17 protein-coding genes are annotated in these 16,740 nt (G+C 72.7%); 4 read left to right on the top strand and 13 right to left on the bottom strand.

Annotated features, from left to right (window positions below; all coding sequences use genetic code 11):
* Positions 1 to 155 precede the first annotated feature (155 nt).
* Entirely contained in the window at positions 156 to 686 is a 531-nt protein-coding gene (locus ACIGXM_RS30735) for a flavin reductase family protein (protein WP_396566726.1), read from the top strand.
* A 5-nt stretch (positions 687 to 691) separates the two neighbouring features.
* On the opposite strand, the gene arfB is transcribed toward ACIGXM_RS30735, so the two are convergent.
* Positions 692 to 1,123 (bottom strand): alternative ribosome rescue aminoacyl-tRNA hydrolase ArfB, encoded by a 432-nt coding sequence (arfB, locus tag ACIGXM_RS30730; RefSeq protein WP_396566607.1) that lies wholly within the window; start codon positions 1,121 to 1,123, stop codon positions 692 to 694.
* 92 nt (positions 1,124 to 1,215) lie between these two features.
* Between arfB and ACIGXM_RS30725 the strand changes: the two genes are divergently transcribed.
* Positions 1,216 to 1,710: a hypothetical protein gene (locus tag ACIGXM_RS30725; protein WP_396566605.1), complete on the top strand. Its 495-nt coding sequence runs from the start codon at positions 1,216 to 1,218 to the stop codon at positions 1,708 to 1,710.
* A gap of 131 nt (positions 1,711 to 1,841) precedes the next feature.
* Complete coding sequence (locus ACIGXM_RS30720) at positions 1,842 to 2,417, top strand: TerD family protein (protein WP_396566603.1); 576 nt, start codon at positions 1,842 to 1,844, stop codon at positions 2,415 to 2,417.
* 69 nt (positions 2,418 to 2,486) lie between these two features.
* Here the strand turns inward: ACIGXM_RS30720 and ACIGXM_RS30715 are convergent, their stop codons facing one another.
* From ACIGXM_RS30715 to ACIGXM_RS30685, 7 genes are all read right to left on the bottom strand, one after another.
* On the bottom strand, positions 2,487 to 3,599 hold the full coding sequence (locus ACIGXM_RS30715; RefSeq protein ID WP_396566601.1) for a hypothetical protein: 1,113 nt from the start codon (positions 3,597 to 3,599) through the stop codon (positions 2,487 to 2,489).
* A gap of 134 nt (positions 3,600 to 3,733) precedes the next feature.
* The gene (locus ACIGXM_RS30710; RefSeq protein WP_396566599.1) at positions 3,734 to 4,240 is read right to left on the bottom strand and encodes a DUF3180 domain-containing protein; all 507 of its coding nucleotides are present in this window, start codon (positions 4,238 to 4,240) and stop codon (positions 3,734 to 3,736) included.
* 130 nt (positions 4,241 to 4,370) lie between these two features.
* Positions 4,371 to 4,970 carry a 2-amino-4-hydroxy-6-hydroxymethyldihydropteridine diphosphokinase gene (gene folK, locus ACIGXM_RS30705; protein WP_396566597.1) on the bottom strand — a complete coding sequence of 200 codons (600 nt, stop codon included), beginning with the start codon at positions 4,968 to 4,970 and terminating at the stop codon, positions 4,371 to 4,373.
* A gap of 85 nt (positions 4,971 to 5,055) precedes the next feature.
* Positions 5,056 to 5,415 (bottom strand): dihydroneopterin aldolase, encoded by a 360-nt coding sequence (folB, locus tag ACIGXM_RS30700; protein WP_396566724.1) that lies wholly within the window; start codon positions 5,413 to 5,415, stop codon positions 5,056 to 5,058.
* A 209-nt stretch (positions 5,416 to 5,624) separates the two neighbouring features.
* The gene (locus ACIGXM_RS30695) at positions 5,625 to 6,104 is read right to left on the bottom strand and encodes a nuclear transport factor 2 family protein (protein ID WP_396566595.1); all 480 of its coding nucleotides are present in this window, start codon (positions 6,102 to 6,104) and stop codon (positions 5,625 to 5,627) included.
* Between the two features lie 41 nt (positions 6,105 to 6,145).
* Positions 6,146 to 7,000 (bottom strand): dihydropteroate synthase, encoded by an 855-nt coding sequence (folP, locus tag ACIGXM_RS30690; protein WP_396566593.1) that lies wholly within the window; start codon positions 6,998 to 7,000, stop codon positions 6,146 to 6,148.
* A 57-nt stretch (positions 7,001 to 7,057) separates the two neighbouring features.
* Positions 7,058 to 8,908 carry a phosphatidylglycerol lysyltransferase domain-containing protein gene (locus ACIGXM_RS30685; RefSeq protein WP_396566591.1) on the bottom strand — a complete coding sequence of 617 codons (1,851 nt, stop codon included), beginning with the start codon at positions 8,906 to 8,908 and terminating at the stop codon, positions 7,058 to 7,060.
* A gap of 370 nt (positions 8,909 to 9,278) precedes the next feature.
* Here ACIGXM_RS30685 and ACIGXM_RS30680 point away from each other — a divergent pair, with 370 nt between their 5' ends.
* On the top strand, positions 9,279 to 10,463 hold the full coding sequence (locus ACIGXM_RS30680) for an alpha/beta hydrolase (RefSeq protein WP_396566589.1): 1,185 nt from the start codon (positions 9,279 to 9,281) through the stop codon (positions 10,461 to 10,463).
* A gap of 7 nt (positions 10,464 to 10,470) precedes the next feature.
* Here the strand turns inward: ACIGXM_RS30680 and folE are convergent, their stop codons facing one another.
* From folE to ACIGXM_RS30655, 5 genes are all read right to left on the bottom strand, one after another.
* A complete protein-coding gene (gene folE / locus ACIGXM_RS30675; protein ID WP_396566587.1) occupies positions 10,471 to 11,076 on the bottom strand; it encodes a GTP cyclohydrolase I FolE in 606 nt (201 codons plus the stop codon).
* Between the two features lie 117 nt (positions 11,077 to 11,193).
* The gene (gene ftsH, locus ACIGXM_RS30670) at positions 11,194 to 13,245 is read right to left on the bottom strand and encodes an ATP-dependent zinc metalloprotease FtsH (protein ID WP_396566585.1); all 2,052 of its coding nucleotides are present in this window, start codon (positions 13,243 to 13,245) and stop codon (positions 11,194 to 11,196) included.
* 262 nt (positions 13,246 to 13,507) lie between these two features.
* Complete coding sequence (hpt, locus tag ACIGXM_RS30665) at positions 13,508 to 14,047, bottom strand: hypoxanthine phosphoribosyltransferase (protein ID WP_396566722.1); 540 nt, start codon at positions 14,045 to 14,047, stop codon at positions 13,508 to 13,510.
* 55 nt (positions 14,048 to 14,102) lie between these two features.
* On the bottom strand, positions 14,103 to 15,254 hold the full coding sequence (gene tilS, locus ACIGXM_RS30660; protein WP_396566583.1) for a tRNA lysidine(34) synthetase TilS: 1,152 nt from the start codon (positions 15,252 to 15,254) through the stop codon (positions 14,103 to 14,105).
* Between the two features lie 199 nt (positions 15,255 to 15,453).
* Positions 15,454 to 16,665 carry a zinc-dependent metalloprotease gene (locus tag ACIGXM_RS30655; protein WP_396566581.1) on the bottom strand — a complete coding sequence of 404 codons (1,212 nt, stop codon included), beginning with the start codon at positions 16,663 to 16,665 and terminating at the stop codon, positions 15,454 to 15,456.
* Positions 16,666 to 16,740: the final 75 nt, after the last annotated feature.

Below are 16,740 nucleotides of genomic sequence, written 5' to 3'. Positions count from 1 at the left end.
GCGAATCCGGTTCATCTCGGTCATGCCCGGACACGATTCCGCGATGACCTCCTTCGCGGTCGCCCGTCGCGGGTCGGACCGTGATCGGGACCGGTCCTAAGACCACCGTCTGATGTCCGATCCCCCACCCGCCGACTACCGTGCAGTACGTGTCCATGTCGCCGCAGCACGCCGCTGCCCCCCTCGCCACGCCGGACGAGTTCCGGGCCGCCCTGTCCCAGCTCGCCGCCGGGGTGGCACTGCTGACCGTGCTCGACCGGGACGACCTGGGCCCGGGCGAGGCCGCCGGGATGACCGCGACCTCGTTCCTGTCCGTCTCGCTGGAGCCGCCGCTGGTGCTGGTCTCGGTGCGGGAGGACTCCCGGATGGACGAACTGCTCTCCCGCAGCGACCTCTGGGCGGTCTCGCTGCTCGGCGAGGAGCACCGCACGATCGCCTCCCGGTTCGCCATGAAGGGGCGGCTCAGCGACCGGCTGCTCTTCGCCGACACCCCGCACCAGGCCGGGCCCACCACCGGGGCGCCGCTGATCACCGGTGCGCTGGCCACCGTCGAGTGCCGCACCGAGCAACGGATAGCCGCCGGGGACCACACCCTGCTGATCGGCCGGGTGCTGGAGGCCCTGGTGCCGGCGCCGGACGCCCGCCCACTGCTCTACTTCCGCGGTGGCTACCGCAAGCTGGGCTGAGCCGGCTACTCGCCGCGCGGCACGCTCCGGCCGCGCTTCAGCTCCGCGCGGTGCTTCTTGTTCGCCAGCCGCCGCTCGACCGTCCCCCGGCTGGGCTTGGTCGCCCGGCGCGCCTTGGGCGGCGGCGCCGTCGCCTCGCCCAGCAGCGAGACCAGCCGGGCCGCGGCCACCTCGCGGTTGCGCCACTGCGAGCGGTGCTCGGAGGCGCGGACCACCAGCACCCGGCCGTCCACCAGCCGGCCGGCCAGCCGCTCCAGCGCGCGCTGCTTCCACACCTCGGGCAGCGCGGTCGAGGCGGCCAGGTCGTAGCGCAGCTCGACCTGGGTGTCGGAGGTGTTCACGTGTTGTCCGCCGGGACCGGAGGACCGGGAGAAGCGCCAGACGAGCTCGGCGTCCGGGACGGTCACCGAGCCCCGAACGCGCAGGGGCTCGGGCATGCCCCCATCATCCCCGGGCCGCGCCCCGGCCGTCACCCGGTTATCCGCCCCACGTCGGTCCGGGGTCGGTCGCGGGTCCGCGGTGCCGGACAATGGCCTGCGTGATCGAGCTCGGCTACTCCCTCTCCAACCGCTTCCCCGACCCACCGCAGACCGACTACCGCACGGCGTCGGTCCGCTCGCTGCGGTACGACCTGTTCTGCGGCGACGTCTTCCTGGACGCGGACGACCAGGACCTGTCGACCGCCTGGGGGTGGGTGCCGGTGCTCGACTTCGCCTGGGCGCTCTGCGACATCGTCGAGCGGCTGGACGAGTCCCCGCACGGCAGCCGCGCCGCCGCGGTGCAGACCGCCGACCTGGACTTCACCCAGTCCACCGAACTGCTGCGGTTCGCCCGCCGGTTCGGCTGGGTGGAGATCTCCGCGACCTGGCTGGACGGGCCGCCGGCCGTGGTCCGCCACCAGGAACTGCGCCGGGAGGCCCGGGACTTCCTGCAGGACGTGCTGGCCGATCTGACCGACCTGCATCCGGAGCTGGCCGACAATCCGAACATCTGGACGGTTCAGGGTCGCTTTCCCCGGGTCTGAACCACCCCGGGACTCCTTGACCTTCCCATGGGATTTCCTTGACCCGCCAGGAACCCGGCGCCCGGCCCGCGTCGTTCTTCCCGACAACGTGCCGACAGCGGCACCCCGTCGCGGAAGGGACCCCAGACACCATGCCAGTGAGCCTCACCAAGGGTGGCAACGTCTCGCTGACCAAGGCGGCCCCCGGGCTGACCTCGGTCACCGTGGGCCTCGGGTGGGACGCCCGGACCACCACCGGCGCCGAGTTCGACCTCGACGCCAGCGCGATCGTGCTGGACGCGAGCGGCAAGGCGCTCTCCAACGCCCACTTCGTCTTCTTCAACAACCTGCGCACGCCCGACGGCACGGTCGAGCACACCGGCGACAACCGCTCCGGCGACGGCGCGGGGGACGACGAGCAGATCAGGGTCGGCCTGGCCGGCCTGCCCGCCGAGGCGCACCGGATCGCCTTCCCGGTGTCGATCTACGAGGCGGACACCCGCCGGCAGAGCTTCGGCCAGGTCCGCAACGCCTACATCCGGGTGCTCAACTCCGACGGCGGCGCCGAGATGGCCCGCTACGACCTGTCCGAGGACGCCGCCACCGAGACCGCGATGGTCTTCGGGGAGCTCTACCGCAACGGCGAGGACTGGAAGTTCCGCGCCATCGGCCAGGGTTACGCCTCCGGGTTGCGCGGCATCGCGCAGGACTTCGGCGTCACGTTCTGACGCACCCCGACCGGGCGGCGATTCCGCGCCGTCCGGCCACTTGGCCGACACCCCTCGTTCACCGAGTGTTCACCCGCGCTGGGTGCGCAGCTCCGGCAGGTCCAGCAGCTCGGTCTCGTCCTCCGGGGTCAGGTCGACCGCCGCCGGACGCTCGGCCGCGACCTCGTCCCCCAGCACGTCCGCCAGGTCCTCGTCGGCCGCCACCGGGGCCGCCGGCTCGGCCTCCTGCTGCTGGGCCAGCTCGGTGACGCTCCCCACCGCCGGCGCCGGCGCGGCCGCCCGGACCGCCGCGCCCGCCGCGGCACCGCGCCCGAAGAAGCTGAAGCCGCCGGGACGCGCCCCGCCCGGCTGCGGACGCGGGCGCTGCCGCTCGACCGGCAGCACCGCGCCGCCCGTCGCCTCGCCCGGCCCGGTCAGCACCGCGCGCACCGGCGGCGCCGCCACCGCGGGCCGCGCGCCCGCCGACGGGCGCGGCGGCTGCTCGGCGACCGGCTCCAGCCGTCCGATCCGCGCGGCGGGCGGCTGCACCTGCTCGACGGCGGCAGCCCGCTGCCGGTCCCGCTCGCTCGCCTCCCGCCGCTCGCGCTCCGCCCGCTCCGCGCGCTGCCGCTCCCGCTGCGCCAGGGCCGCCCGCTGCGCCCCGGCCGACTCCGCCCGCCGCTCCAGGTGCCGCAGCGCGTTCGCCGCCCGCAGGTAGGCCACCGCGCTGACCGGGTGCTTGGGCCGGGCCGCCTCGATCGCCCGCTGAGCCTCCTCGGCCTCCTTCAGCGCCTGCTCGGCCGCCTGCACCGCGCGCTCGCGCAGCAGCCGGGCGATCTCCGTCTCGGCCTTCGCCAGCCGCGACTTCTCCGCGGTCAGCCGCCGGCCGAGCCGGGTGGCCCGCTCCTCGGCGACCTCGGCGGCGTACTCGGCCTCGGCCAGCTGCTCCTCGAACCGCTCCTCGTCGCGGATCCGGCGCACCGCCGCCAGGTCGGCCGCGGCCTGCGCGGCGCGGTCGCGCTGCCGGAGCACCAGCACGATGCCCAGCACGGCCAGCACCGCGGCGATCCCGATCGAGCGGACGACCATCGTGTCGCCGCTCGCCACCAGGGCGGTCAGCGCGGCGGCCCCGACCAGGACCGCTGCGGCGGGCGGCAGGGCCCGGCTGAGAAGAGAGGATTGACGGTGGCGTCCGCGTGGCATGCACAAGAAACTAGCGTGCGAATCGGCGCCCTGTCAGCCTGCGGTCCGATGTGGACCTTGACAGTGCGACATCCTTACCGAGCGTATGCGATCTTCCGCCGGTCGCCACCCTGCGTGGCCGGATCCGGCTGGGCTCAGCGCGCGCCCCGCGCCGCGTCGCCACGGCCGGTCCCGCCCGCCCCGCCGGAACCGTCCTCCGGCAGCCGACAGACGTGCTGCAACCAGAGCGCCGCCGCGATCACCCCGGCGCCGGCCACCACCGCCAGACCCGCGGTGATCACCGCGTCCCGGTGGACACCGAAGTCCGGCAACGTGCCCAGGAAGATCCCCAGGCCCGCGTAGATCCCGGTGACCACCGCCGAGACCAGCGCGCTGGCCTGCCCGAGCACCACCGCCCGGGCCGCCCCCAGCGGGTCCACCCCCTTGGCGCCCGGCTGCCGGTCGCGGACCGCCTTGAGCCGCGAGCGCAGCGAGAAGGCGGTCGCCGCCAGCACCACCGCGATCACCGCCAGCACCACCGGCGCGGCGGCCGGCACCCCGGGCGGCGCGTCCAGCGAGTTCCACAGCTTGGCGGCGGCCCAGGCCAGCGCCGTCGAGACCACGACGATGCCGAGCAGCAGGCGCAGACGGAGCAGCTTCACGCGGAGAGGGTCCTTCCCGACGAACGGTGCGCGTTGGCGGCGCCAGGCCACCGTACCGGCCGCCCGGACGCCCCTCCGATTCGTACGCCTGGGGAGCCCCCCGGAGTTCCCCGGCCGGGCCGCGCCTCCGTTACTCCGGCAGGCGCAGCTCGATGTCCGAACGGCGCAGCACGCCCTGCGCGCCCTCCCCGCCCAGCTCCTTGAGCAGGTCGGCGACCGGGCCCAGGCCCAGCAGCTCGCCGGCCGGGTCGGCGTCCGCCCAGGGCGCCAGCACGAAGGCCCGCTCGTGCGCCCGCGGGTGGGGCAGCAGCAGCACCGGGTCGGAGCTGGTCACGCCCTCGTAGCTGAGGATGTCCACGTCCAGCGTGCGGGCGCCCCAGCGGACCTCGCGGACCCGGCCGAAGGCGTCCTCGATCGCGTTGGCCCGCTCCAGCAGCGAGTACGGCGGCAGCGTGGTGCGCACCACCACCACCGCGTTGTAGAAGTTCGGCTGTTCGCCCGGGCCCCCGAGGGCCGGGGTCTCGTAGACCGCGGAGACCGCGGTGATCTTCAGGCCGGGGGTGTCGGCCAGCGCGTCCACGGCTCCCTGCAGGGTCTCCAGCCGGTTGCCCAGGTTGCTGCCCAGGGCCACCACGGCCGAGCGCGGGTTCTGCAGGGTGGAGTCGACGCTGTCGAGCCGGTGCTCCAGGTCGAAGGCGGTCGGCTGGGCGGTCGGGTCGCTGGTGCTCATCGGGTTCCCTCTGCGGCTGGAGCGATCGGACACTGCGTCGGAAGCGCGCTCTGACACGCCTCCCGGGGGGACCGGGACCGGACGGTCATTCGCGGCCCCGGTGGATGGTGATGGTCACATCGTCGAACGGCACCGTGATCGGTGCGTCCGGCTTGTGCACGGTGACCTCGACCTCTTCGACCGCCGAGTGCTTGAGGCACTGGTCGGCGATCCGCTGGGCCAGGGTCTCGATCAGGTCCACCGGCTCGCCGGCGATGATCGCGGTGACCTCCTCGGCCACGATCCCGTAGTGGGCCGTGCGGGTGAGGTCGTCGCCGGATGCGGCGGGTCGGGTGTCCAAGTAGAGCACAAGGTCGACCACGAAGGTCTGGCCCTCGAGCCGCTCGCGTTCGAACACGCCGTGGTGGCCGCGGGCACGCAGGCCCCGCAGGGTGACGCGGTCCAGCAACTGAATCACTGCTCCCGATCGTGGAACGGCAGGCGCCCTCGCCCGTCGTCCGTCGAACATACCCGCGACTCATAACAAATCGGCGCCGGGGTTGGAGCGCTCCTACCCGCCCGCCGTGACCGCCACGCCGGGCACGGCGACGCGCGGGGGTGAACCTTGGGTGACCGACGGCACATTCCCGCCGAGCCGCTCGGCAAACCCGCGACTCAGTCCTCTTCCTCGTCATCTCCGCTGGTCAGCACGGGGGAGCCATGGTGCGACCAGAGCCGCCAGCCGGCCGCGGTGCGCCGGAAGAGGTTGCTGGAGACGACCTTGCCGCCGATCAGCGGCCCCAGCTCGCCCTCCTCCTCGGCCTCGCCGCCGGAGAGGATGTTCTCGGTGCAGGTGACAAGTGCCACATCGCCCTGCACCTCGACCTCGACGTCGGTCAGGAAGAACTGGATGTACTCCGTGTTCATCATGATCAGCATGTACGAGCGGGTGACCTGGGCCCGCCCGCGCAGCACCGGCCAGCCCGGGTGGACGCAGACCACCCCGTGCTTGTCGTCGGCGTCGGCCGCGGACAGCCAGACGTCCTCGACGGCCTCCAGGTCGCCGTTCTCCAGGGCCTCGTAGAGGCGCCGGTTGGCCGCCAGAACGGCTTCCCGGTCCGCCTCCAACGAGCCCGCCGCCGCTCCGTTGCTCAACGCGCCGTCACCTGCCACGCCACCACCCACTCCCGTAAGGCTCAGCTCGGCCCGGCGGCCTGCCAGGCCGCCACTACCCGTACGGCGTCCGCCGTCCCCGCCACATCGTGCACCCGCACGGCCCAGGCACCGGCCCGCGCCGACAGCACCGAGACCGCCGCCGTCGCGTCGTCACGCTGCCGGGCCGGCCGCGGCTCCCCGGTTTCCGGGTTGGCGAGCAGCGTACCCAGGAAGCGCTTGCGCGATGCCGCGACCAGCACGGGTCGCCCCAAGGCGGTGAGCGCGTCCAAACCTCCGAGCAGCGCCCAGTTGTGCTCGCTGGTCTTGGCGAAGCCCAGCCCGGGGTCGAGGATCAGCTGCTCCTCCTTGACGCCGGCGGCCAGCAGCGCGCCCATCCGCTCAGCCAGCTCGGCCACCACGTCGGCCACCACGTCCCGGTAGACCGCCATGTCCTCCATGTCGGCCGACTGCCCGCGCCAGTGCATCACCACGAACGGCGCCCCGGAGTCGGCCACCACCCGGGCCATCGCCGGGTCGGCCAGCCCGCCCGAGACGTCGTTCACCAGCCGGGCGCCGACCGCCAGCGCCTGCTCGGCCACCCTGGCCCGCATGGTGTCCACCGAGACCACCACCCCGGCCGCCGCCAGCTCGCGGACCACCGGCAGCACCCGGCGCAGCTCCTCCTCCTCGGTGACCCGCCGCGCCCCGGGACGGGTCGACTCGCCCCCGACGTCCACCAGGTCGGCGCCCCGGGCGACCAGCTCCAGGCCGTGCACCACCGCGGCCTTCGGCTCCAGCCAGAGCCCGCCGTCCGAGAACGAGTCGGGCGTGACGTTGACGACGCCCATCACAGCGCAGCGGTCGAAATGCGGGAGGCCGGGCAGTGGGTTGCTCATGGGCCCATTATCGGCCCGCCCACCGCCCGGCCTCCGGGCCGGGACCAGCTCCGCGACTCACGCGGCCGGCGCGACCTCCGAGCCGTTCGCCGGGGTCGGCATCAGCCCCTGCCGCTGGCGCTTGCGGCCGAACCGCGGCATCCCGAGCGTGATGAAGGCCTCCGCCTGCATCGCGGCGAAGCCGATCCGGGGCAGGTCCCGGGTGTTCGGGTAGACCAGGAACCGCGGCTCCCACTCCGGCTGGAACTTCGCGTTGAACTTGTACAGCGACTCGATCTGGAACCAGCGCGACAGGAAGACCAGCAGCCCGCGCCAGGCCCGCAGCACCGGCCCCGCGCCGATCCGCTCACCGCGGGCCAGCGCCGAGCGGAACATCGCGAAGTTCAGCGACACCCGCCGCACGCCCATCGCCGGCACGGCCTGCAGGGCCGCCACGATCAGCAGCTCGTTGAGGCCCGGGTCGGCGGTCCGGTCGCGGCGCATCAGCTCCAGCGAGATGCCGTCCGGTCCCCAGGGCACGAAGTGCAGCACCGCCTTGAGGTCGTCGGTGGCGCCGCCCGAGGGCTCGCCCTCCTCCGGGGCCTTGTGCGCGGTGACCACCACGCAGTCGTCGTCACCCGGGTCGCCGAACCGGCCGAGCGCCATCGAGAAGCCGCGCTCGGTGTCGGTGCCGCGCCAGCGCGCGGCGGCGTCGGCGATCCGCCGCTTCTCCTCCAGGGTCAGCTCGGACACCCGGCGGACCTGGCAGGAGTAGCCGTTGCGCTCGATCCGCTTGACCATCTGGCGGACGTTGCGCATCGCCCGGCCGGCCAGCGAGAAGGTGCTGGCGTCCACGATCGCCTCGTCGCCCAGCTCCAGCGCGTCCAGCCCGGCCTCCCGGGTCCACACCTCGCCGCCGACCTCGCTGCAGCCCATCACGGCCGGCACCCAGGCGTGCTCGCGGGCCTGCGCCATGAAGGTCTTGATCGCGCCCGGCCAGGCCTCCACGTCACCGACCGGGTCGCCGGAGGCGAGCATCACGCCGGAGATCACCCGGTAGGAGATCGCCGCCTTGCCGGTCGGCGAGAAGAGCACGCTCTTGTCCCGGCGCAGCGCGAAGTAGCCCAGCGAGTCGCGGTCACCGTGCCGCGCCAGCAGCCCGCGCACCTTGGCCTCGTCCTCGGCGGTCAGCACCGGTTCCGGCTTGCCCGGGCGCAGCGCCAGCCAGGCGCTGCTGAAGGCGGTGAGCAGTCCGAGCGCGGCCAGCGAGTACGCCACCAGGTCGCCGGTCCGCTCGGTGCGGTAGTCGACCGGGCCGTCGAAGCCGAAGAGACCCCAGATGGTCTCCTGCAGCCGCTCCAGCATGGTCGGGTTGCCCATCTCCGAGTCCGGGTGGGCGCTGACGATCAGCAGCCCGAGCCCGACGCTGACGGCACCCATCACGACCAGGTTGAGCAGCGCCCGCCAGCGGGTGCGCGGGTCGGCCTCGGCGTAGAACTCGCGGCGGTGCACCAGCACCACGGCGAAGAGACCGAGCCCGACCACGGCCGGGCCGATCTGGTGCCAGCGCACCAGGTGCAGCGCGGCGCTGACCGGCAGCAACACGCAGACCATCCGCCAGGCCCGGCGCTTGCGCCGGCGCAGCGCGTGCGCCAGCAGCACCAGCAGGATGCCGACCACCAGGGTGCCGGCCGCGGCCAGCGTGGTGGTGGTGCCCGGGAGCTGCCCGGCCCAGGAGTGCACCCGGGTACGGCGCAGCCGCGGGAAGATCGCGCTGGAGATGTCGACCAGACCGATCAGCAGGCAGGCGTAGCCGGCCGCGCCCGGGAGCCACGCCCGGGGTACGGCGGCGGCTTGGGTGCGCAGCGTCGTCTTGAGCCCGCCACGGCGGGTGGTGGGGGACGGATCAGCGGACACGGGAACGCTCATGGAAGTTCAGCGTAGGGGCAGTCGAGGAGGGAACGGTCACCCTGTGGGATGAGCCGTGATGGTCCTTCATGCTTATTCCTTACCTTGACAACACTAACGTCAAGAGCGGGTAATCCATTGATCCGGGCGCTTTCGTCCCCGTCGGGCAGAGCCTGCCGGGCCCTGTGGGGACTGCGACGCCGAATTCTAGAGCCTTGGTTCCTGTGGGTGAAGCCGCCTCGCGGTGGCCGCCCGCACCCGTGCCGGAAGCCGTTCACCGGGCGTTGCCCCGGACGCCGGGATGCGGAGCAGCTCCGGTGGCCGCGACCGAGGTGGTCTCGGATGATGGACCGACAGTATTGCCGCCACCGCCCAGGGGGAGGCCCTCGCCATGGAACTCACCAGCAGCGGACTGGTGTTCACCCTGATCATCGTCGCCGTGCTGGCTCTGCTGGGCACGCTCTGGTGCTGGCCCAGGCTGGCCCCGCAGCGCCCGCTGCCGGTGCTGGGCCGGCTGGGCCTGCTGACGGTGAGCCAGCTGGCCGTGCTGTCCGTCTGCGCGCTGAGCCTGAACAACGCCTACGGCTTCTACACCTCGTGGGACGACCTGCTGCGGCCCGGCCGCAGCCAACTGGCGCTGGCTCCGGTGGGCTCCGGCGCCAAGGCCGGGCCGCCGAAGAGCGACACGCTGGTCCGGCCGACCACCGAGGGCGGCCTGGAGACGGTGACCGACCTGCCGCAGGGAAAACCCGATGAGGTCGGACGGGTGGACTCCATCCGGGTGACCGGCAAGGCCTCCGGTCTGTCCGACCAGATGTTCATCTATCTGCCACCCGAGTACTTCAATCCCAAGTACGCCCGCGAGCGCTTCCCGGTCCTGCTCACGCTGGCCGGCTACCCCGGCCCCTCCCTCCACCTGATCTCCGAGCTGCACACCCCGCAGACGGCCTGGGAGCTCCAGCGCACCGGCAAGATGGCGCCGACCATCGTGGTGATGGCCCGGCCCACGGTCGCCGCGCCGCGCGACACCGAGTGCGTGGACGTCCCGAACGGCCCGCAGACCGAGACCTGGTTCGCCAAGGACGTCCCGGCCGCACTGCGCTCGGCCTACCGGGTGAGCCACTCCGCCGACTCCTGGGGGGTGCTCGGCTACTCGACCGGCGGCAGCTGCGCGCTGCGACTGGCGCTGCGCTACCCCGACGCCTACCGCTCGGCGGCCGGACTGCACGCCGAGTACCACGTGGTGCCCGACCAGTGGAACAGCGGCGACCTGTTCGGCGGCAACCAGGGGCTGGCCCAGCAGTACGACCTGGCCTGGCGGCTGCAGAACCTGCCGGTGCCCAAGGCCAACCTGCTGGTGGTGAGCACCCGGACCGAGGACGACTACCAGTCCAGCCAGGACTTCCTGAACACCGCCAAGCAGGTGACCGCGGCGCACTCCGAACTCACCGTCGACTCGCTCTTCCTGCCCGACGGCGGCCACAGCTTCGACACCTGGCGCCGCGAACTGCCCGCCTCGCTGGAGTGGATCAGCGACCACCTGGCGCCGCCGCCGGACCGCGAGCCGCGCGACTGACCGCGGGTCAGCGGCCGATGATCAGGCCCATCGCCTCGGCCCGGGTGGCCGCGTCGCGAAGCTGGCCGCGCACCGCGGAGGTCATGGTCTTCGCGCCGGGCTTGCGGATGCCGCGCACCGACATGCACATGTGCTCGGCCTCGATCACCACGATGGCCCCGCGCGGCTCCAGGATCCGCATCAGCGAGTCGGCGATCTGGGTGGTCAACCGTTCCTGCACCTGGGGGCGGCGGGCGTAGACGTCGACCAGCCGGGCCAGCTTGGAGAGTCCGGTGATCTTGCCGCTGACGGCCGGGATGTAGCCGACGTGCGCCACCCCGTGGAACGGCAGCAGGTGGTGCTCGCAGCAGGACACCACCTCGATGTCCCGGACCAGCACCATCTCGTCGTGGCCGAGGTCGAAGGTGGTGGTCAGCACCTCCTCCGGGGTCTGCCAGAGGCCGGCGAAGATCTCCTTGTAGGCCCGCGCCACCCGGGCCGGCGTGTCGCGCAGCCCGTCCCGGTCCGGATCCTCCCCGATGGCCAGCAGCAGCTCGCGGACCGCGTTCTCAGCCCGCTTCTCGTCGAAATCCTTCGCCGCGCCGACGGCCTCGAAGGTCACCGGGTCGATCATGCGAGCCTCGCTTGTGCTGGGAGGGAAAGGGCTGAGCAGCACGGATGCCGCGCCTCCAGGGTACAAACCCGGGTGACGCGGCATCCATTCCGTACGGCCCGCAGGGGGCCGGGGGGCTCAGCTCTCGGCCGACTCCCCGGTGGCCGGGGGCAGCTTCACGATGTCCACCGGAGCGGCGTCGACCGAGGCGGCGGCGCCGTTGGTGAGCGCCAGCTCCTTCGGCGACTGCACCGGCGGCCGGGTGGACGGGGTGCGGCGGGCCGAACCCGTCCAGGCCGGGCGGGCCGGGCGCTTCACCACGGGGGCGAAGATCTCGGCGATCTGCTCCTTGTTCAGGGTCTCCTTCTCCAGGAGCTCCAGGACCAGGTTGTCGAGCACGTCCCGGTTCTCGACCAGGATCTCCCAGGCCTCGTTGTGGGCGTTCTCGATCAGCTTCTTGACCTCTTCGTCCACCAGCCCGGCGACCTCTTCCGAGTAGTCGCGCTGGTGCCCCATCTCGCGGCCCAGGAACGGCTCGGAGTTGTCCGTGCCGAACTTGATCGCGCCGAGCCGCTCGGTCATGCCGTACTGGGTGACCATGGCCCGGGCGGTGGCGGTGGCCTTCTCGATGTCGTTCGAGGCGCCGGTGGTCGGGTCGTGGAAGACCAGCTCCTCCGCCGCGCGGCCGCCCAGCATGTAGGCCAGCTGGTCGAGCATCTCGTTGCGGGTGGTGGAGTACTTGTCCTCGTCCGGCAGCACCATGGTGTAGCCGAGGGCCCGGCCGCGGGACAGGATGGTGATCTTGTGCACCGGGTCGGCGTTCGGCGAGGCCGCCGCGACCAGGGCGTGACCGCCCTCGTGGTACGCGGTGATCTTCTTCTCCTTGTCGGACATGATCCGCGTGCGCTTCTGCGGACCCGCCACGACGCGGTCGATCGCCTCGTCCAGGATGCCGTTGTCGATCAGCTTCTTGTCCGAGCGGGCCGTCAGCAGCGCCGCCTCGTTGAGGACGTTCGACAGGTCGGCACCGGTGAAGCCGGGGGTGCGCTTGGCGACGGCCGACAGGTCGACGTCCGGCGCGATCGGCTTGCCCTTCTGGTGCACCTTGAGGATGTCCAGTCGGCCCTGCAGGTCGGGGCGCTCGACCGCGATCTGCCGGTCGAAGCGGCCCGGGCGCAGCAGCGCCGGGTCCAGGATGTCCGGCCGGTTGGTCGCCGCGATCAGGATCACGCCGCCCTTGACGTCGAAGCCGTCCATCTCGACCAGCAGCTGGTTGAGGGTCTGCTCGCGCTCGTCGTGACCGCCGCCGAGGCCCGCGCCACGGTGCCGGCCGACGGCGTCGATCTCGTCGACGAAGACGATCGCCGGGGCGTTCGCCTTGGCCTGCTCGAAGAGGTCGCGGACCCGGCTGGCGCCGACACCGACGAACATCTCGACGAAGTCCGAACCGGAGATCGAGTAGAACGGCACCCCGGCCTCGCCGGCCACGGCCCGGGCCAGCAGGGTCTTACCGGTACCGGGCGGGCCGTAGAGCAGCACACCCTTGGGGATCTTGGCGCCGACCGCCTGGAACTTGGCCGGCTCCTGCAGGAACTCCTTGATCTCGTGGAGCTCCTCGACGGCCTCGTCCGCACCCGCGACGTCCGCGAAGGTGGTCTTCGGGGTGTCCTTGGTGAGCAGCTTGGCCTTGGACTTGCCGAACTGCATGACCCGGGAGCCGCCGCCCTGCATCTGGTTCATCAGGAACAGGAAGACCAGCACGATGACCACGATCGGCAGCATCGACAGCAGCAGGCTGACGAAGGTCGACTGCTTCTCGGGGCTGATCGTGTAGCCCTGCGGCAGGGTGCCGTTCTCCACCTGCGTCTGCAGCTTGGCGGCAATGGTCTGACCCTGGCCCTGGTCACTGAGGTACGAGGCCTCGAACTTGCTGCCGGACGGGCTCTTGCCACCCGAACCGGCACTGGTGAGGCTCTCGCCGGGCTTCAGCTCGATCTTGACGGTGTTGGAGTCACCGGTGGTGAGCTGGGCCTGCTTCACCTGGCCAGCGTCGATCGCCGCAACCACCTGGCCGGTGTCCACCGTCTTGTAGCCGTTCGAGTCCGAAACGACCTGCATCAGCACAATGACGGCGACGACTGCCAGGAGGATCCATGCGATCGGCGCGCGGAAGTATCGCTTGACGTCCATCCATGCGGGGCGTTGCCGCCCCGTCCCTCCTGCCACTCAACAGCGCTGCTCGGCCTCGGGCCGGCGGCGCAATCCGGTATGTGCGCTCGTTGCACCCCGCTCCGGGTCGGCTGTGAGTCGTACGAAGAGCGGGTAATTTGACCGTACAGCAGGCACCCCCCGCTCTGCGGAAGCGTGACGCTGCGGTCTATGGAGTTGTCCATCCGCCGACTCCAACGGGTGAAGTCGGCGGACTGTTCCCCCCGGTCCCCGGCTGCTGGGCTCAGCCGCCGTACACGTGTGGGGCGAGCGTACCGATGAACGGCAGGTTGCGGAGCTTCTCCTGGAAGTCCAGCCCGTATCCCACGACGAACTCGTTGGGGATGTCGAAGCCGGCGTACTTGACGTCGATCTCGACCTTCGCGGCGTCCGGCTTGCGCAGCAGGGTGCACACCTCCAGCGAGGCCGGGCCGCGCGAACCGAGGTTGCCGAGCAGCCAGGACAGCGTCAGACCGGAGTCGATGATGTCCTCGACGATCAGCACGTGCCGGCCGGCGATGTCGGTGTCGAGGTCCTTGAGGATCCGCACCACACCGGAGGACTTGGTGCCCATCCCGTAGGAGGAGACGGCCATCCAGTCCATGGTCACCTGGGTGTGCAGGGCCCGGGCGAGGTCCGCCATGACCATCACGGCGCCCTTGAGGACGCCGACGATCAGCAGGTCCTTCCCGGCGTAGTCCCGGTCGATCCGCTCGGCCAGTTCGGCGAGCTTGGCGTCGATCTCGTCCTTGCTGATGAGCACCTTCGCCAGGTCGGTGCCCATGTCGTTCTCGTCCACCGGGAGTACGTCCTCAAGTGTTCGTGGTCCTGTGCCGGCGTCAGTCGCCCTGGCGCCGAAACACCAGGTTGCCACACCGCCGGGTGACCTCGACGCCCCCGGGTAGGTGCAGCGGCCCCTGACCGCGCCAGCCGGTGATCAGCTGGTCGACCGTCTCCAGGTGGCGCGCGAACAGGTCACCGGCCGGGCAGCCCGTGCGCAGCGCGGCCCGGCGCAGTACCCGGCGGCGCACGGCGGGCGGCAGCTCGGCCAGCCGGCCGGCGTCCAGGATGCCCGCACTGTCGCGCGGATCACTCCGGTAGAGGTCCTTCTCGGCGAGCGCGGCCCACTGGTCGAGGGCGTCCGCGTCGTCGCGGAACAGCCGGGCGGTCCGGGCCAGCGCCTCGACCACGCCGCCGCCGAGGTGCTTCTCCAGCACCGGCAGCACCTCGTGCCGGACCCGGGCGCGGGTGTAGGCGGCGTCGAAGTTGTGCGGGTCGTCCCAGACCGGGATCGCCTGCGCGGTGCAGGCCTGCCGGGTGGCCGCGCGGTCCAGGTCGAGCAGCGGGCGGCGGTAGCGGCCCTTCTGGGCGGGCATCCCGGCCAGTGAACGGGCGCCCGAGCCGCGGGCCAGCCCGAGCAGCACGGTCTCCGCCTGGTCGTCCCTGGTGTGGCCGAGGAAGACGGCCAGCGCCTGGTGCCGCTCGGCGGCCTCGTCCAGCGCGGCGTAGCGGGCGTCCCGGGCGGCGGCCTCCGGGCCGCCCTGCCGGCCGACCCGGACCGGGACGGCCTCCACCGGGTCCAGGCCGAGCGCCCGCAGCCGCTCGGCGACCTGCCGGGCGCGGTCGGCGGAGCCGTCCTGCAGCCCGTGGTCGACGGTGACCGCGCCGACCCGCAGGCCGAGTTTGGGGGCCTCGAAGGCGGTGGCGGTGGCGAGCGCCATGGAGTCGGCGCCGCCGCTGACGGCGACCAGCACCAGCGGGGAGCCGGGTGCGGCGGGGGTGCGCGGCAGGCCGGAGGGGTGGCGGCGGGCGTTGCCGATCAGCACGGTGGCGGGGGCGGCGGTCGGCGCGAGGGCGGCCACGGCGGGGAGCACGGGCCGGGCGGCGGGCGCGGTGAGGGCGGTACCGGCCTCGGCGGCCTCGGCCGCGAGGTCCATCAGAGCGCGGCGGACGGCCAGGCGTATCGCCGCGACGGCGGGGTGTGGGCCCACGGTGGAGCTCCTCTGTCAGGGGAGGACGGGCGGGTGACCAGGGGATCCGATGGCGACCCGCGACCGAGTGCTCACAGATCGTCGCAGAAAGGGAGCACTGGCCGAGCCACCCGCGCCACCGGTACGACCACCGTCCCACGGACGGGTGAATGGAGAAACGTTTCAGCGCCGCAACGCTTCACTCGTCCGGGGGCTCCGACTAGGACTGGTGGCCGACTCGGGCCACCCAGGTGGCCGGGTTGTGGATCTCCTCCTTGGTCGGGAGGGTGTTCGGCGAGGTCCACACCCGGTTGAAACCGTCCATCCCGATCCGGTCCACCACGCCGCGCACGAAGGCCGCGCCGTCCTGGTACTGACGCAGCTTGGCGTCCATCCCGAGCAGCTTGCGCAGCACCAGGTCGAGCCGGTTGGCGCCCCGGTCGCGGCGGCGCTGGAACTTCTCCCGGATCTCGGCCACGCTCGGCACCACGGCCGGGCCGACGCCGTCCATCACCACGTCGGCGTGGCCCTCCAGCAGCGACATCACGGCGGTCAGCCGGCTCAGGATCTCCCGCTGGTTGGGCGTCTGGACCACGTCGAGCAGGGTGGTGCGCGGCTCGGGGGCGGTCTGCGGGGCGTCCGCGTCCGACCGCGACCGGTCGGCCGGCGTCAGCACCTCGCGCAGCCGCTCCAGCAGCGCGATCGGCTCCACGTCGGTCTCCGCCAGGAAGGCCTGCACCTCGGACTGCACGTGGTCGCGCAGCCAGGGCACGGCGCTGAACTGGGTGCGGTGGGCCTCCTCGTGCAGGCAGACCCAGAGCCGGAAGTCGTGCGGATCGACGTCCAGCTCCCGCTCGACCTGGACGATGTTCGGCGCGACCAGCAGCAACCGGCCCGGACCGGCGGGGGCGCTGCCGGGCCGCGGATCGTCGAGGAAGTCGGCGGGGGTGTCGGGAACGGTCAGCGTGCCGGCGGGCTCGCTCTCGCCCGCGGTCCCGGTCTCGGCGAAGGTCTCGTACTGGCCGAGCACCTTGCCGGCCAGCAGCGCCAGCACCGCCCCCACCTCGACCCCGGTGACCTTCTCGCCGACCGTGCCGAGCACCGCGCCGCCCGGGGTGTCGGCCCGGCGGGCGGCCAGCTTCCGGGTCAGCGGCCCGATCACCGCGCGGAAGCCCGCGACGTTGGCCCGCACCCAGCCCGCCCGGTCCACCACCAGGACCGGCGCGGCGCCGCCGTCGGTCAGGCTGGTGGAGCGCATCCCGGTGTACTCGCGCACCGCGCCCTCGGCGGCCAGCGCGTGCCGGCGCAGCTCGGCCACCACGGTGCGCGCCTCGTCCCGGGTCACCTGCGGGCCCGGACGGACCAGCCGGGTCGCGGTCGCGACCGCGAGATTCCAGTCGACCATGTCTGAACCGCTGCTCGCGCTCGTCATGCCCTCACGGTACGTGCTCCGGACCGCCCCCGGCAGCCGTCGGGCCGGGGGCCGGCCCCCGGGTCCGGCCGGGGC

This window comes from Kitasatospora sp. NPDC052896 (genome assembly GCF_044547075.1).
GTDB lineage: Bacteria > Actinomycetota > Actinomycetes > Streptomycetales > Streptomycetaceae > Kitasatospora.
Note: the sequence above shows the minus strand (reverse complement) of the source record. Positions and strands in the feature narration are given on the sequence as shown.

Excerpts from the sequence above, each read along its gene's own strand:
- ACIGXM_RS30735 (WP_396566726.1), top strand. The coding sequence starts at position 156 with ATGTCGCCGCAGCACGCCGCTGCCCCCCTCGCCACGCCGGACGAGTTC.
- arfB (WP_396566607.1), bottom strand. The coding sequence starts at position 1,123 with ATGCCCGAGCCCCTGCGCGTTCGGGGCTCGGTGACCGTCCCGGACGCC.
- ACIGXM_RS30725 (WP_396566605.1), top strand. The coding sequence starts at position 1,216 with ATGGCCTGCGTGATCGAGCTCGGCTACTCCCTCTCCAACCGCTTCCCC.
- ACIGXM_RS30720 (WP_396566603.1), top strand. The coding sequence starts at position 1,842 with ATGCCAGTGAGCCTCACCAAGGGTGGCAACGTCTCGCTGACCAAGGCG.
- ACIGXM_RS30715 (WP_396566601.1), bottom strand. The coding sequence starts at position 3,599 with ATGCCACGCGGACGCCACCGTCAATCCTCTCTTCTCAGCCGGGCCCTG.
- folK (WP_396566597.1), bottom strand. The coding sequence starts at position 4,970 with ATGAGCACCAGCGACCCGACCGCCCAGCCGACCGCCTTCGACCTGGAG.
- folP (WP_396566593.1), bottom strand. The coding sequence starts at position 7,000 with ATGAGCAACCCACTGCCCGGCCTCCCGCATTTCGACCGCTGCGCTGTG.
- ACIGXM_RS30685 (WP_396566591.1), bottom strand. The coding sequence starts at position 8,908 with ATGAGCGTTCCCGTGTCCGCTGATCCGTCCCCCACCACCCGCCGTGGC.
- ACIGXM_RS30680 (WP_396566589.1), top strand. The coding sequence starts at position 9,279 with ATGGAACTCACCAGCAGCGGACTGGTGTTCACCCTGATCATCGTCGCC.
- folE (WP_396566587.1), bottom strand. The coding sequence starts at position 11,076 with ATGATCGACCCGGTGACCTTCGAGGCCGTCGGCGCGGCGAAGGATTTC.
- ftsH (WP_396566585.1), bottom strand. The coding sequence starts at position 13,245 with ATGGACGTCAAGCGATACTTCCGCGCGCCGATCGCATGGATCCTCCTG.
- hpt (WP_396566722.1), bottom strand. The coding sequence starts at position 14,047 with ATGGGCACCGACCTGGCGAAGGTGCTCATCAGCAAGGACGAGATCGAC.
- ACIGXM_RS30655 (WP_396566581.1), bottom strand. The coding sequence starts at position 16,665 with ATGACGAGCGCGAGCAGCGGTTCAGACATGGTCGACTGGAATCTCGCG.